The organism is Ruegeria sp. AP11 (assembly GCF_056535865.1).
Genome location: NZ_JBQFJB010000003.1, coordinates 98,948 through 113,934, shown reverse-complemented (window position 1 = coordinate 113,934; position 14,987 = coordinate 98,948). Strand labels below are relative to the sequence as shown.

The window sequence follows — 14,987 nt, the reverse complement described above, 5'->3', positions numbered from 1 at the left end:
AACCAATGAGTGCCGCTACCAGCTACGCTCTGGCGGCCTATTTTTTGGCTCATATCGGCGTTGCTATTTGGGCAAGAGCGAAGCGCCGCCGAACGATCGAGAGCTATTATCTCGCTGACCGCGATATCGGCATGTTTGCCCTGACGGCCACCCTCGTTGCCTCCGCCGTGAATGCGCTCGCAGTCACTGGAACCCCAGCACTATTCTACACTGGCGGTGTTCTGTTCTCGCAGATGTTTGTAGCAGTTTTAGTGACGTCAACACTCGTTTGGTCCTTTGGACCAATGATCGCCAAGCAAGGACGCCAAGGTGGAATTGTCACCCAGGCGGAGTATTTCGGTCGTCACTACGGATCCCGCAATGTTCAATTATTGGCCGCCCTGCTCGGACTTCTGTCGCTGCTCCCGTTCCTGGCCGCGCAGATTGTCGGCGTCGGCAAAATTCTCGCCGGAGTTTCCGGCGGTCAAATACCGTTTGAAACTGGAGTGATAAGTTGTGCGCTCGCTATTGCGATCTACGTTTTTTTTGGCGGTGCAAGAGCCGTTGTCGCGAGCGATGTTCTGCAGGGCATCATCATCCTTATATTCTTACTTGCCGCCGCTTTTGTTTTGATCAGTGCGCAGGGGGGAGTATTTGAGGTGCTCACCCAAATTAGCCTGTCAATGCCTGACAAACTTGTATTCTCCGCAAGCAATTTACCGCCCTTTATAGATAACTGTCTGTCCTGGTCATTTGCGTTCTTTCTCTGGCCGCACATGTTCCAGCGCTTGTTGATGGCGCGAAAGGAAACCCAGATCCAGTACGTCGCTACCATGAGTTGTCTGTCCTACTTCGTTGTCGTACTTTGCATTCTGGCTGCCGCGATGGCCTCGACAGTGCACTTTGGCGATGTTCAAATTGATCCGGATCGCCTGGTACCGGCCGCGTTGAGTGCGCTATGGCCCGTCGGTGGAACTATTCTTATCGTCGCTATTCTTGCTCTCGCCATGAGCACGATTGACAGCATTGTATTGACGTCCGGATCAATCTTGTCGCGCGATTTCCTGTCACAAACAACCCAGTCTGGCGACGAAGTGCATAATACCACGATTTCGCGAGTTCTGGTTTTGCTCATTATGGCCCTGGCGATTTCGATTGCTGTGACTGAGTTCGGTACTCGAACGGTCCTTCCCTTGGTCACCTTAAGCGCATCGATCGCGACACTGGCGCTGTGGCCATTGCTCGGTACCGTTTGGCCAAAAGTGAGCACCACGGGCGTTATCCTCACGCAAGTCAGCGGGCTGCTAGCCATGATCTATGTTTTTGCAACTGGGAACAGTCCGTTTCAGCCGCTTGGTTCGGCATCCACAGCGTTTATTGTCTCGGCTGCGGTGTTTTTGGCGACGACGCTGGTCTTTCCTCGAAAAGGATACACTTAGATGAAAGGGTGTATTGCACCCGCTTTCCTACTTTAGTGAATTTTGCGACAAAGCCTCAATGAGGTGCGGGATTCCCATACTGGCAAAACAGTGGTGCTTGTCTATGCATGGGACAATGGGCAAGTAAATGTTGCATCTGACGGTGGGCTGAAGGTGGTAGAGCTTTCCCCCACAGCGCGCCTTCGTCTTTGAGAAATTGGTCCCGAGGATAGAAAGATTGCCTTGAGATCGCAGAACTCAAGATAATTTAGCCTATACGCGGCTCAAGTATCGTTCACGTCACACGCGGGCTATATCCCGAACCTGGATTGCTTAAGGATGCATCTACCCCTTCAGAACCATATCTGCCGAGTGACCAGTGAAACATCGTATGTGATAGGAAGCATCCCCAAGAAATCGAGGATCGCGTCAACTTGACCGTTGACAGTTCGAATATTCGAAATGGCGGCGCATTTGGTTGAGCATTCAGTTTTCAGATGTTCCGATTCACCGGCCATCTCAACAAATACATGATGCCTACTCAATAGATTGACACCACCCCTGCCCTGCGTTTCGGTCGATGAAGTGTTGATAACGATATCGGCTGCCCGGATGTTGTCAGTACCCACCCGAAATGTCGTAGACAGCCCCTGTTTGGACAATTTGGATACGAGGGTCTCGGCCTTCTCAACCTGACAGTCCGACACCGAGACCTCAGCCGCTCCGGCCTGTGCCACAGCATGTGCAACCGCGGCTCCAGCGCGCCCACATCCGAAAATATGAATTGCGCTCTCTTGTACGATTACACCAGTTCGCCAGAGTTCGCGCACCAACGCTTTGCCATCTGTCACGTCAGCAACCCAAGCCCCGTCAGCTTCGACCCGTACGATATTTGCCGCCCCCACAAATTCCGCAGATTCCGAGATGTGATCGACATACTCCAGCACAGTAGCATCATGCGGCTCCGTGATTACGAGACCCGCCCAATTACGCAAATGCCGAAATCCCTCGAGCACCCTGCGCAGACCGTCGGGATGGACATCCGCTGGAATGAAGAGTGTGTTATGACCAAACTGTGCTGCCCGGTCGCTTAGCAAGACTGGATAGTCGGTCTCGGAGACGGGGTTGCCGAATACCGGCACAATGAGCGTCTCGCTCGAAACACTTAGTCGTGTCGTTTCAGTATCCATTGTCCCCCCACGGACAAGTACTGCCCTCGGAACCTGCTATTTCGGCGGCGCTATACATTTCGTCAGCTGATCGCATTCATTCCGTCCTTTGCGTCAATCTGACTGTCGGTTTGAACGTGAACCGATTTGATCTCCACATGGCGTTTAACGTGGATTTCAATTCCCGTGTTCGTTGCTCGGATGATCAGCACAGACCGGAGTCTTTGACACAATCTGTCACGAAGTTTGCGCCAAAACCGTCGCTTTCAATTACGATCCTTCTACATGTGGATTACGCGCCTATAGGCATCCAGCACGCTTTCATGCATCATTTCAGACAGTGTCGGGTGCGGGAAGACAGTATTCATCAAGTCTTCTTCCGTGGTCTCCAACTGGCGGCCCACCACGTAACCCTGGATCAGTTCCGTCACTTCTGCACCTATCATATGGGCACCCAGCAACTCATCGGTCTTGGCGTCGAAGACTGTTTTGATCAGACCTTCCGGCTCACCCAAAGCAATCGCCTTGCCGTTGCCGATGAAGGGGAAGCGTCCAACCTTTATGTCGTATCCCAGTTCCTTGGCTTTAGCTTCGGTGTAACCCACCGACGCGACCTGTGGCTGACAATAGGTGCAGCCCGCGATACTTTCGGGTTTGACCGGGTGCGCATGCTGGCCCGCGATCAGGTCGGCCACCATCACGCCTTCGTGGCTGGCTTTGTGCGCCAGCCAGGGGGCGCCCGCGATGTCGCCGATAGCGTAGAGACCCTCGACCCCAGTGCGGCAGTATTCATCCGTCACAACATGGGTCCGGTCGATTTTCACGCCCAGAGCCTCGAGCCCAAGGTTTTCGACATTGCCAACGATACCAACGGAGGAAATCACGGTGTCGAAATCGTGTTTCTCGACTTTACCTTTGACCTCGATATGCGCGGTGACTTTGCCTTTGGCGCGGTCTAACTGCTTGACCATCGCCTTTTCCATGATGGTCATGCCCTGCTTGGTGAAAGCCTTCTTGGCAAGCGCACTGATTTCAGCGTCTTCGACCGGAAGCACGCGGTCCATCACTTCAACCACAGTCGTATCAGCGCCCAAAGTGTTGTAGAAGCTGGCGAATTCAATGCCGATTGCACCCGACCCGATGACCAGAAGTTTCTTGGGCATCCGTGACGGCTGTAGCGCGTGTTTATATGTCCAGACCAGATCACCGTCGGCTTCGAGCCCCGGCAGCTCGCGCGCCCTTGCACCGGTGGCCAGAACAATGTTTTTGGCAGTCAGTTCCTCAGAGCCTTTGTCGGTTTTGACGCTGACCTTGCCCTTGGCAGGGATCGTGGCCTCACCCATCACCACGGTTACTTTGTTTTTCTTCAGCAGATGCCCGATGCCAACCGAGAGTTGCCCCGCAATCCCCCGAGAGCGCTTAACCACCGCGTCCAGATCATACCCGATCTTGTCCGCCTTCAGACCGAAATCCTTGGCACGTTCCATCAGGTGAAACACTTCGGAAGAGCGCAGCAGCGCCTTGGTCGGGATACAGCCCCAGTTCAGGCAAATGCCCCCCAGATGCTCGCGTTCGACAACGGCCGTTTTCAGACCCAGCTGTGCCGCGCGGATAGCCGCAACATAGCCGCCCGGACCAGCGCCGATTACGATCAAATCATAGGAATTAGACGACATCTTTGACTCCGTGATGTCTAGGATTGAGCCGCCTAAACAGCCGTACCCAAGTAGTTAGGTGAAAGATTTCAGTTTGCTATGTCGAGCGTGACCTTCACCGCCTGTGTCGGCTCTTTCCCCAACTCATACGCCTCAGCCGCCTGATCCAAATCGAACACATGCGTTTGGATCGGTGACAGGTCCAGCCCCGTCCGACCGAGGAAGCGAATGGCACCGGGCCAGACGCCCGGCGATCCGATGCAGCCGTTTACTTTCAAGTCCTTGATCTGGATGAGTCCAAGCTCTACAGAAAATTTCTGACCAATATTGATACCGACCATGGACACCCGTCCCTCCGGGCGCGCGTAGTCAAACACATTGGCGAGCGACGACGCGTGGCCTGCGGCCTCAATCACCAGATCGGCCCCGCCATTGGTCAGTTCCTGCACTGCCTCAACAGGGTTGCCGTCGGTTGGGTCGACCGCCGCATCCGCACCGAGTTTCAATGCCGTCTCGCGTCGCAACGGAATCGGATCGACAACGATCACGCGCGCGCCCATGCCAATCGCCGCGGCCGCTGAAACCAGACCGATTGTTCCACCACCAGACACGACGACGGTTTCGCTGGCGTTTGTACCGCCTCCCCGCAGGACCGCATAATAGCCGCAGGTGAATGGTTCGATTAGAGCGCCCTTGGCATCGTCAACTTCGTCCGGCAATTTGTGAAGCCACTCGGGGCGGGCTTTGAAATACTCCCGGTCCGCGCCGTTCATCGAGAACCCGAAATGGTGAATGCGCTCCGGCGTATTGATCACACATTCGCCAACGACGCGGTCACCCGGTGCAAATCCTGTTACGTTTTTGCCAACTTCAACTACCTCGCCGACCCACTCATGGCCCGGAACAACGGGATAGCTGATCGGTATGATGTATTGCCCAGCCAAAAGCTCGTAGTCCGAGTGGCAAATGCCGACCTTTCGCGTTTTGACCAGAACCGTGTTGGCGTCAATCTCGGGAACGGGTTGAGAGGAAACGACAAGCTTTTTGGGTTCTTCGAATACAAGTGCTTTCATCGTTGAATTTGTCATGCGATTTCCTCGATCATTCCACTTTGTGCCGATTTGAAAACGCTCTCGAGCAGCGCGATGTTGTTGACCAGATGGTCAGATGTAATTGGGTAGGGTTCTTTACCTTCGACCGCGTGGGCAAAGGCGATCAGGTTGAACTTCACCGCTTCTGCTGTTGGGATTTCCTCCACCGTAATTGGAGAATCCACCAGTCCTTTGGTGACCACCCAACCATCTGGTGCTTCTACATGAGCCTTATCGCGGATTTCGACCCAGCCCTTTGATCCGTAGACCGCAAAACGCGAGACGAATGGATTTGCCAGCGAAGCTGAGACATATGACGTACCGCCATTTTTGAACTTTACGAAGGCCGCCACGGTGTCGCCCTGCGGTAGGTCGGTAGAGAGGTTTTCGCAATGGCACAGAACGCTTTCCGCCTCACCGAGCAGTCGCACCGACAAATCCAGCAGGTGAATACCGGTGGCGGTCATTCCACCAGCTGGGGCCTGATCGGCCTTGAGGCGCCAGTTGTCTCGATCAAGAGACACGAACTTATCGTGGCTGAAATTGGCCTCTATCTGATGGACACGCCCCAAGTCACCTGAATCCGCCATGGCAAGCAATTCCGCCATTGCAGGTTCGAAGCGACGCTCATGGCCCATGCCCAGAACCAAACCCGCATCCTTGCATAGGCGCACGGCCTTTTCAGCCCCAGCTTTCGTGAGGGCCAGCGGCTTTTCACAAAAGATGTGTTTACCGGCAGCGACCGCCTGTTCGATCTGCTGTTCATGCAGCGAATGCGGCGTCGCCAAAACGACCGCCTCGACCTCTGGGTCGTTGAGTGCATCCGCGTAGTCCGTCGTGACAAACAACTCCTTTTCGCGCGCGAATCCTTTCACTGCACTGAGGTTTGGTTCTACCGCGCGCACAATCTCAATCTCATCTGGCGCGGCTTGCAGGACAGAAACCATTTTCTGCCCCCACCAACCCAGTCCGATCATGGCGATTTTGACGGTCATGTTGTTTCCTTTCCAATCGGAGCCGGGATGATCCGATTTTTTACAAGCGCCTCGAAGACGTCAAAGAACGAGCGAGCACTGTTTTGATAAGAACAAAACCCGGCCTGACGGCTATTGCGCATATCGTTGAAGCATTCGATCTCGCGCCCCAGATCAGCGTCCGTGTGCCACCAAGAGGCCAGCTTGACCGCAGAATGATCCTGGAGCGCGTGTTTGCTCACAATCCGGGGCCACACTTCGCCTGCGTCCTCCATTTGGGATTCCAACGGAGTGACATGGTCGGGTGCGCCTGCATCTTCGAGCCCGAACCAGTCCGCGATACGGCCCCACATCCACTCCCACCGGAACAGATCTCCGTTCACTACGTTGTAGACAGTGTTTGCCGCGACCGGTGTTGTCGCAGACCATTCTAGATGTTGGGCCAGCAAGCGGGCATCAGTGATGTCTGCTACAGCATGGTACTGTGCCTTCGATCCGGGGAACAGAAACGGCCGTCCTGTTTCCGCACAGATCGACGCGTAAACCGCCAGCGTAACGGCCATGTTCATTGCATTCCCAAGCGTGTAGCCAATCATCGTGTGCGGGCGATGGACCGACCATGTGAAGCCGCGTTTTTTTGCGGTGTCGAAAATTTCGTCTTCCTGTTCGTAATAAAAGTTCTCACCCGGCAATCTGGGCTGGTCTTCCAGAAACGGGGTGTAAGGTCGACCCTGCGCATAGGCTTCGAATGGCCCCAGATAATGCTTGGTTCCGGTCACCAGAGCGACGTGCTTTAATGGGGATTTCTTTAGCCCGTTCAGCGTGTTGCGCACCATCGCTCGGTTCACCCGACAGTTTTCTGCCTCCGTTTGCTGTCTTGACCATGTGCAGAAAAAGACATGAGTGACATCGGTCAGCTCAGACAGCAGCGCCACACTGGTTGTTTCATCCGTCAAATCCGCGGCGAGGGGCATGTCGACGCCAGACACGTCCTTTCCCCCACGAGACAAACCGTAAACATGCCAGCCTGCGGATTGGCTCAGGCGAGCAGCCAGATTGCTACCGGACAGGCCGGTAGCGCCTATGATCAGGGCTGTCCGGGTCATGTTTCAACGAGTATCTTGAGGTGTTCACCGCCTGGGTCCAAAAGGGCCTCGAACCCTTTTTCAACCACGTCATCTGCATCGATCCGACCAGTGATCACTTTTTCCACGGGCAGCTTTCCGGCGGCGATCAATCCCGCAAGACGAGGCCAGACATAAGTTGGGTAGCACCATGTCGCTTCGACGCTGATATCCTTAAGCGCCCAAAGCATAGCATCAATGCTCGCGGGTTTCATGTGAAGCCCCACCTGAACAACCTTGCCGCCTCTGCGCACCGCGTCGACGCATGTGTTCAGCGATACTTCCAGCCCAACACATTCCAGCGCGACGTCGACGCCAACATGGTCCTCGGTCAAATCTCTGGCGACATCGCCCGCCTTTTCGGCTGCCGGATCAACTACGATCACAGTGGGATCGATCTGTTGGATGATCCGCCGCCGGTTTGGATTCGGTTCAGAGACGATGATCAGGCTTGCTCCGGCAGCGCGGGCACAAATCACCGTCAAGGCACCGATCGGTCCGGCGCCCGAAATCAACACGGTCGATCCCGCGCCGATCTGGCCGCGATCAACCCCATACATTGCGACCGCAGCTGGCTCGATCATGGCGGCTTGATCATCAGACACCGCATCCGGCACAGGCTGTGCGCAATAGCCCGGCAGCACCGCCTGTTCGGCCATACCACCCCAGGCCCAACTGAGGCCGACACATGCCATTTTGTCACTCAGATGGTATTGACCACGCCGACCGAAATAGTCGTCCCGAGGCGAAATCAGTGGCTGAGCGGAAATCCTGTCTCCGGGTTTCACGTGGCTGACATTGCTACCGACGGCTTCGACCACCGCGACGAATTCGTGGCCCAGAATCTGAGGGTTCGTGGCCCCTGTAAACACATGCGGCGTTTCCGGGGTCACAATGGGGCCTGCGATGTATTCGTGCAAATCGGTTCCACAAATCCCGCAGGCCCCTGGTCGCACCAGCACTTCGTCAGCGGCCAGATTGCTGTCGGGCGCGGGCACCTCTTCTACGCGGATATCCTTGGCGTTATGAAAGCGGACGGCACGCATATCTTGTCTCCTTATTGCGCTGTATAGCCGCCATCTACGGCCAGGCTTGCTCCTGTCACAAAGCGGGCCTCGTCTGAGGCGAGGAACAAAACACAGTTGGCCACATCAACCGGCTCTCCCAGACAGAGTGGATGAAGCTTGCCCATCATGTCGAGGTAAGCTTGTTTGCCATCGGGATAGGTTTCCGCCGCCTGCATAAAGATTTCGGTCATGGTCGAGCCGGGATGCACAGTGTTCACCCGGATGCCATGGCGCGCGTAACACATCGCGTCGGTTTTGGTCATCGACAGGATTGCGCCTTTGGTGGCGTGATACGGTGGCAAGTCGTCGTTGCCGATCAGGCCGTAGATCGACGAGAAATTGACGATTGCGCCCTTCTTTTGCTCCATCATCGGTCGAACACCGTACTTGGTGCACAGGAACGAGCCTTTGACGTTCACATCAAAGACCTTATCCCATTCTTCGGCTTCGACCTCATGGGCAAATTTGTTCACGCCGGTGATCGCCGCGCAGTTCACCAAAATGTCGAGCCGTCCATGCTTGGCAATCACCTCATCAATGGCCGATTGCACGTTCTCTTCGTTGGTGACATCAACCTTGATGAAGTCAACATCCAACCCCCTGCCCTGAAGTTTTTCAGCATGGGCCTGCCCGGCTTCCTCGATCACGTCAAAGATCGTGACCTTTGCGCCTTCTTCAGCCAGTCGCGTTACCGTGGCTCCACCTATCCCACGCGAACCACCAGTAACGATGGCGATTTGGTCTTGTGTACGTCCCACTGTCATTTTCCTTCTATTCAGATCAGAACCATGCCGCCGTCGATCATGACGGTTTGGCCGGTCATATAGTCAGAGGCTGAGGAGGCCAGGAACGTTGTCGTTCCCACGATATCGGCTGGAACGGCAGCATGACCCAACAGAATGGATTCCGAGAACCCGTCGATCGCTTCGTTTTCTTTTTCGGTGACGCCCCGTTCGATGAACTCGCGGTCCAGCTGCTCCCACAGCTCGGTTTTGACGACCCCGGGTCCAAATGCATTCACTGTGATTTTGTGCTCGGCGAGAGCACGTGCCGCGGCCTGAGTGAGCGCGGCAACCGCGAATTTCGAGGCACAGTAGTGAGCAAAGAGCGGATAGCCCTGTTTCGCGGCAATCGATGCCGTATTGATGATCTTGCCTGGCGAACCCTGTGCGATGAATTGCCGGGCCGCTTCCTGCGTACCGATCAACACACCCTTGCCGTTCACATCCATGATGCGCTGCCAGTCGTCCTCAACGATTTCCATGAACGGGCAGGTCTGACTGATCCCGGCATTGTTGAAGATGACGTCAAGCTTGCCGAACGCCGCCACTGCTGCGCCGATCATTGCGCGGGTGGATGCCCGGTCGGCCACATTGACGCCGACACCTATGGCCCCATGACCAATCTTGGCGGCTACCTCTTTAGCGGCCTCTTCGTTTAGATCCGCAACGCAGACCTGTGCGCCTTTCTCAGCCAGGTCCTTTGCGATCCCGGCCCCTATTCCACGACCTGCGCCGGTCACGATGATCGATTTACCTGTAACGTCGTTACCCATGTCTTCCTCCTGGCGCTTCAAGCGCCGCGTTTGACGTAGAAGGCGGCCGCGATGACAATCACGATGCCTTTGATGATGATCTGAAACTGAACCGGCATTCCGAACAGCAGAACTGCGTTGAACACGACGATTAGGATAGCGGCACCAACCAGGCCGCCCAGAATGCTGCCGCGTCCGCCAGACAGGGCAATACCTCCCATGACGGCTGCCACGATGGAGTCCAGCTCGAACCCGCGGCCAACCCAGTTGTCCACGATGCCGACGAACCCTGACAGGACCAGTCCGGCAATGGCAGCAAGACCACCCGAGATAACATAGCAGATGATGGTGACCCGGTCGGCATTGATCCCGACCAGCCGCGCGACCTTGGGATTCCCACCGGTGATATAGACCTGCCGGCCAAAGGTCGACTTATGCAGCACGACCGAGAAGATGACGGCGAGGATTGCCAAAATGAGCACGTTGTAGGGCAGCCCTAAGAAGGTCTCGGCACCGATGATACGGAAGAAATGCGGTACATTCCCGGACGGTGCGCCTTGCGTGTAAGCAAACCGTAACCCTTGCAGAACGATCATGGTCGCAAGCGTGGCAAGAAACGGGGATACGTCGCGCTTGGTAACCAACAGGCCATTGATCAAACCAGTGCACAGCCCGATACCCAATGCGATCAGAATGATGGGTATGACATCCCCGGGCTGGCCGTTGAAGGCCGTGGCAACAACTGCCGCGGTCGCCATGATAGAGGCCACTGACAGGTCCAGACCGCGCACAAGGATCACAAAAGCCTGACCAATCACGACGATACCAAGCGGCGCCGCTTGCAAAAGCATGTTCGAGATGTTGTTGCCCGACAGAAAGGCCGGAGACACAATGCCCGACACTACGATCAGGGCGACAAGCGCCAGATGAATACCGTAGCGGGCGCCAAGTTCCTTTATTGCCTTGGATTTCTGGTTTGCGGTCGACATTTCAGCGTTCACGGCTTGTTGCATCACACAGCCCTCTTTTTCTCGACATAAACGGACACGGCCAGAATGATGATCAGACCCTGGATGATAAGCTGATAGTGCGTGGAAATATCCATGAAATTCAGCAGGTTATTTAAAAGCGAGATCAGGTAGACTCCGAACAGAGTCCCGATGACACCACCGCGACCTCCGGTCAGAAGGGTGCCTCCGACCACCACCGGAGTGATCGACGCAAGCGTGTAGTTTTGCCCGGTGTAGACATTGCCTACCCCGAACCGACCAACAAGGTAGATCGCAGTCAGTGCGCAACAGAAGCCGGAAAACGCATAGACAAAGACAAGCACGCGCTTGCGTGGAAGTCCCATCAGGCGGGCACCGGCCTCATCGTCGCCAACGGCATAGATAAACCGGCCAAACGGTACATACCGAAGGAACAGAGCCACCAGAATGAACAGGACAATCGTGAAAACCGCACCTACCGGAAGCCCGGCAACCCGTCCGTAGGCGACAAAGTCAAATTCTAAGGGAACCGAACCTGCCGGTCCCAGAGTATACAGCAGCGTAACCCCCTGCAGCAGTGCACCCATGCCAAGGGTGACGATCAGCGGATGTACCTTCAGCCAGATAACAGTCAGCCCGTTCAGACTTCCGATAGCTGCGCCCAGTACCATGATGCCCAGACACACCGGAAGAACCCGCGTCGCTTCGCCGTCAATCGTGCCGGACAGGAGCACGCTCAGCAGGCTGATCATCGAGCCAACCGACAGATCGATCCCTGCTGTCAGCACCGCCATTGTCTGCCCAAGGCTAACCAATGCCAGCCCGGTTGACTGTTCAAACACGTTCAACAGGTTCGATGCAGAGCTGAATCTGCCGGAAATGAATGCGCCAAACAGGAACAGTAGAACCAACAAGCCAATGACAACCAGCAGGCCAGACTGACGTTTGGTGAAAAAGTTGTAAGAGCGATAAGCAAGTTCCGTCATGTTTCGTCCTCCCTCACGCTGCTTCCTGCTGGGTTGCCAGCTGCATGATTGCTTCTTCTGAGAGTTCCTCTTTCGATAACTCTCCGGTGACGATGCCTTCTCGCATCACAACGACCCGGTCCGACATTCCGACAACTTCGGGCAGCTCGGATGAGATCATCAGGATCGCGATCCCCTTGGCCGCCAGTTCCCGCATAATCCGGTAAATCTCGGTTTTTGCACCGACATCGACACCCCGAGTAGGTTCATCCAGGATCAGGACCTTGGAGCAAGTGCGCGCCCAACGCGCGACGATGACCTTTTGCTGGTTGCCGCCTGACATCGTTGCTACCGGGTTGCGCGGCCCGCGACAGGCAATCTGATACTCTTCGATTTCCTGTTCCGCGATTTTGAATTCTTTGGTGAAATTGATGAGACCGGATTGTGTGACCGAACCCAAATCAGAGGCCGTCACATTCGCGGCGACATCCAGTTGCATTGCCAGCCCCTGCCCTTTGCGATCCTCGGTCACGAGACCGATGCCCATTTTAATCGCCAATGCAGGATTCATCTGAGAATAGGTTTCGCCGTCGATCTCAACGGTCCCGGACTTGAGAGGCAGACCACCAAAGATGCCCATCGCCAACTCCGTACGCCCGGCACCAACCATCCCGGCCAACGCGGTGATCTCACCAGCTCTCAGTTCGATACTGGCATTGTGAACCCGCCCATTCACTGAAATGTTCTGAGCACGCAGAACAACGTCACCGGCAGGCGCATCGTCTTCCTTGATAGGGAACAGTTCGGACATATCACGGCCAACCATCAAGGCGATCAGTTGGTCCCGGTCGATCTCGTCGATTTTCTTACTATCCACGAACTGACCGTCTTTCAGAACGGTGACCCGGTCGCAGATCTCAAAGATTTCTTCCAACCGGTGCGAAATATAGATGATGGCCACGCCATCCGCTTTTAAAGCCTCGAGACGTTTGAACAGCAGCTCAACCTCGTGACCCGAGATCACGGCAGTTGGTTCGTCCAGGATAAGCAATTTAACCTTGTGAACCATCGCCTTGGCAATTTCGACCATCTGTTGGTCAGCGACCGTCAGTTCGGACACAAGCTGATCGGGGTCGATGTCGACGCCAAGGCGTTGCAAAAGCTCACGCGCGTCCCGGCGTGTCTGCGGATAATCAATCAGACCCAGCCCATTCCGGCGTTCATTTCCCAAAAAGATGTTCTCGGCGACCGAGAGATGCGGGAATAGAACAAATTCCTGATAGATGACATGAATTCCGGCGTCTTTGGCATCGCCTGGCGCGGTCCAGTGAATGATTTCCCCGTCGAACTCGATCTGACCTTCATCGGGCTGGTAAACCCCGGCAATCGTTTTGGTCAGCGTCGACTTGCCGGCCCCGTTTTCACCGAGCAGCCCGTGGATCTCACCGGCACGGACATCAAGATCGACTTGGTCCAACGCTTTAACGCCCGGGAATGATTTGGATATGGAAGTGAGTGTCAGCATGTCTGGCCTCAGCTGTGGGTTGGACAGGGTCCTTCAGGACCCCGTCCGGTTTGAGTGGTTAAGGCTTACTTGGGATAGTCGACGGAGTAGGTCGTCGGGTCATAGTCCTGCCCCATACCGCCGGTAACCAGCATGTCCGGTGCGCCGTTCGGCACGACAAGGTCGGTCAGACGCAGGTTGGTTTGAATAGAAGGCGTATTGTGACCTTCGGACACGGCGATCTGAGCGTTGATTTCATAGATGCAAGGCACCGGTGCACCAGCCAGAACGTCCAGTGCGACACCGACCGAAATTCCGCCCATCGCCGGAGGATAACCGACCTCAAGCATCGGGATGCCGTGTTCGATCGCCATTTGCAGCGGCCCGTTCACATCCGCTGTAGTATGTGGGGGAATATTTTCGGGTGCCCACCCCGCTTCGAGGAACGCCTCGACCGAGCCCGGCGTTTGCAGACCATGCGCAGACCACACGGCATGTATGTCATCACCGTACTTGGCAATCATGCCCTGCATGACCTGTTTGCCCTTCACAGGCGACCAGTCGGAGTAGACAGTTTCCAGAATATTGATGCCAGGATACTGCGCGAACACTTCACGCGCGGGTTTTTCGCGGTTTTCCGAAGGGCTGGATCCGGCCTGGCCGGCCAGCATCACAACATTCCCTTCACCATCCAACTTTTCCACAATCCACTGTGCAAAGAGCCGTCCCATCATCGCGTCCGACGCGGTTACGAAGGTCACGAAATTGTCCGAGGCAATCCGGCGGTCCATCATGACCACAGGGATTCCGCGCTGCATGGCGCGGGAAACGGCGGGGTCCAAAGCCTGTTGTGTGTTTGCAGAAACGATCAGCAGATCCACACCCCGAGAAATCAGATCCTGAATATCAGCGACCTGTTTTGCATCGTCATGTCCAGCGTCAGTGATGATAAGTTTTTCGATCTGATCACTATGCTCGGCGGCGGCAGTCATGACCGAGTGCTGCATGACGACGCGCCAGCTGTCCCCAAGACCGGCGTTCGAGAACCCGATCGTGTAGGGACCTTCTTTTTTATATTGCGAGGTATCGTTGAAACATACCTCAACATCGGGATTGTACAGATATGTGCGCGGCGCGCCGGTATAGACATCGGCTGCGACTGCGGTTGCGGCGATAGAAGCCACGGCCATCGCCGCCGCAATTTTAAAGGTTCTCATCGGGTTCTCCTCCAACTTCAGACGTGCCAGGCCGCAATTTTGAAGCCCTCCCCATTCCGCTTTGCCCCAACCTGGGTGGCTCTCAGAATCGGCACATGGGTGCATGAAAAAAGGTTACGACTTGGAAGGGTTCGAATGGCTCCGAAGTTATCCGCATTGGATATTGGCGGCATGTCGCCGGACAGCGCGATTGCCCCGGTATTGTAAGGCATCCACAAAAATCAAAACCGCATCGCGCCGGGAGCGGGCGCGATGCGGTATACCCGTGATCGTAGGCGCAATAACGTCTTCGAACCGGGTG

The 14,987-nt window shown here is 55.5% G+C and carries 13 protein-coding genes; 1 reads left to right on the top strand and 12 read right to left on the bottom strand.

What is annotated here, in order from left to right:
- Window positions 1–5 precede the first annotated feature (5 nt).
- Window positions 6–1,418 carry a sodium:solute symporter family protein gene (locus ACR3E4_RS22050; protein ID WP_480535085.1) on the top strand — a complete coding sequence of 471 codons (1,413 nt, stop codon included), beginning with the start codon at window positions 6–8 and terminating at the stop codon, window positions 1,416–1,418.
- A 332-nt stretch (window positions 1,419–1,750) separates the two neighbouring features.
- Here the strand turns inward: ACR3E4_RS22050 and ACR3E4_RS22045 are convergent, their stop codons facing one another.
- The 12 genes from ACR3E4_RS22045 to ACR3E4_RS21990 all read right to left on the bottom strand — a co-directional run bounded on the left by ACR3E4_RS22045 (window position 1,751) and on the right by ACR3E4_RS21990 (window position 14,686).
- Window positions 1,751–2,587 (bottom strand): shikimate dehydrogenase family protein, encoded by an 837-nt coding sequence (locus tag ACR3E4_RS22045; protein WP_480535086.1) that lies wholly within the window; start codon window positions 2,585–2,587, stop codon window positions 1,751–1,753.
- 260 nt (window positions 2,588–2,847) lie between these two features.
- Window positions 2,848–4,242, bottom strand: a complete 1,395-nt coding sequence (gene lpdA, locus ACR3E4_RS22040) for a dihydrolipoyl dehydrogenase (protein WP_480535087.1) — start codon at window positions 4,240–4,242, stop codon at window positions 2,848–2,850.
- Window positions 4,243–4,310: 68 nt separating this feature from the next.
- A complete protein-coding gene (locus ACR3E4_RS22035) occupies window positions 4,311–5,309 on the bottom strand; it encodes a zinc-dependent alcohol dehydrogenase (RefSeq protein WP_480535088.1) in 999 nt (332 codons plus the stop codon).
- Window positions 5,306–6,307: a Gfo/Idh/MocA family protein gene (locus ACR3E4_RS22030; protein ID WP_480535089.1), complete on the bottom strand. Its 1,002-nt coding sequence runs from the start codon at window positions 6,305–6,307 to the stop codon at window positions 5,306–5,308. The genes ACR3E4_RS22035 and ACR3E4_RS22030 overlap by 4 nt, the downstream gene beginning before the upstream one ends.
- On the bottom strand, window positions 6,304–7,392 hold the full coding sequence (locus ACR3E4_RS22025) for an SDR family oxidoreductase (protein ID WP_480535090.1): 1,089 nt from the start codon (window positions 7,390–7,392) through the stop codon (window positions 6,304–6,306). The genes ACR3E4_RS22030 and ACR3E4_RS22025 overlap by 4 nt, the downstream gene beginning before the upstream one ends.
- Entirely contained in the window at window positions 7,389–8,456 is a 1,068-nt protein-coding gene (locus ACR3E4_RS22020) for a 2,3-butanediol dehydrogenase (protein ID WP_480535091.1), read from the bottom strand. The genes ACR3E4_RS22025 and ACR3E4_RS22020 overlap by 4 nt, the downstream gene beginning before the upstream one ends.
- An 11-nt stretch (window positions 8,457–8,467) precedes the next feature.
- Window positions 8,468–9,235, bottom strand: a complete 768-nt coding sequence (locus ACR3E4_RS22015; protein ID WP_480535092.1) for an SDR family NAD(P)-dependent oxidoreductase — start codon at window positions 9,233–9,235, stop codon at window positions 8,468–8,470.
- A 17-nt stretch (window positions 9,236–9,252) separates the two neighbouring features.
- Window positions 9,253–10,032 (bottom strand): glucose 1-dehydrogenase, encoded by a 780-nt coding sequence (locus ACR3E4_RS22010; RefSeq protein WP_480535093.1) that lies wholly within the window; start codon window positions 10,030–10,032, stop codon window positions 9,253–9,255.
- 17 nt (window positions 10,033–10,049) lie between these two features.
- Window positions 10,050–11,024: an ABC transporter permease gene (locus ACR3E4_RS22005; RefSeq protein ID WP_480535094.1), complete on the bottom strand. Its 975-nt coding sequence runs from the start codon at window positions 11,022–11,024 to the stop codon at window positions 10,050–10,052.
- A complete protein-coding gene (locus ACR3E4_RS22000; protein ID WP_480535095.1) occupies window positions 11,024–11,986 on the bottom strand; it encodes an ABC transporter permease in 963 nt (320 codons plus the stop codon). Before ACR3E4_RS22000 ends, ACR3E4_RS22005 begins: the two co-directional genes overlap by 1 nt.
- A gap of 13 nt (window positions 11,987–11,999) precedes the next feature.
- A complete protein-coding gene (locus ACR3E4_RS21995) occupies window positions 12,000–13,490 on the bottom strand; it encodes a sugar ABC transporter ATP-binding protein (RefSeq protein WP_480535096.1) in 1,491 nt (496 codons plus the stop codon).
- Between the two features lie 65 nt (window positions 13,491–13,555).
- A complete protein-coding gene (locus tag ACR3E4_RS21990) occupies window positions 13,556–14,686 on the bottom strand; it encodes a substrate-binding domain-containing protein (protein ID WP_480535097.1) in 1,131 nt (376 codons plus the stop codon).
- Window positions 14,687–14,987 lie beyond the last annotated feature (301 nt).

Excerpts from the sequence above, each read along its gene's own strand:
- ACR3E4_RS22030 (WP_480535089.1), bottom strand. The coding sequence starts at position 6,307 with ATGACCGTCAAAATCGCCATGATCGGACTGGGTTGGTGGGGGCAGAAA.
- ACR3E4_RS22035 (WP_480535088.1), bottom strand. The coding sequence starts at position 5,309 with ATGACAAATTCAACGATGAAAGCACTTGTATTCGAAGAACCCAAAAAG.
- ACR3E4_RS21995 (WP_480535096.1), bottom strand. The coding sequence starts at position 13,490 with ATGCTGACACTCACTTCCATATCCAAATCATTCCCGGGCGTTAAAGCG.
- ACR3E4_RS22020 (WP_480535091.1), bottom strand. The coding sequence starts at position 8,456 with ATGCGTGCCGTCCGCTTTCATAACGCCAAGGATATCCGCGTAGAAGAG.
- lpdA (WP_480535087.1), bottom strand. The coding sequence starts at position 4,242 with ATGTCGTCTAATTCCTATGATTTGATCGTAATCGGCGCTGGTCCGGGC.
- ACR3E4_RS22045 (WP_480535086.1), bottom strand. The coding sequence starts at position 2,587 with ATGGATACTGAAACGACACGACTAAGTGTTTCGAGCGAGACGCTCATT.
- ACR3E4_RS22005 (WP_480535094.1), bottom strand. The coding sequence starts at position 11,024 with ATGCAACAAGCCGTGAACGCTGAAATGTCGACCGCAAACCAGAAATCC.
- ACR3E4_RS22025 (WP_480535090.1), bottom strand. The coding sequence starts at position 7,392 with ATGACCCGGACAGCCCTGATCATAGGCGCTACCGGCCTGTCCGGTAGC.
- ACR3E4_RS22010 (WP_480535093.1), bottom strand. The coding sequence starts at position 10,032 with ATGGGTAACGACGTTACAGGTAAATCGATCATCGTGACCGGCGCAGGT.
- ACR3E4_RS21990 (WP_480535097.1), bottom strand. The coding sequence starts at position 14,686 with ATGAGAACCTTTAAAATTGCGGCGGCGATGGCCGTGGCTTCTATCGCC.
- ACR3E4_RS22050 (WP_480535085.1), top strand. The coding sequence starts at position 6 with ATGAGTGCCGCTACCAGCTACGCTCTGGCGGCCTATTTTTTGGCTCAT.
- ACR3E4_RS22000 (WP_480535095.1), bottom strand. The coding sequence starts at position 11,986 with ATGACGGAACTTGCTTATCGCTCTTACAACTTTTTCACCAAACGTCAG.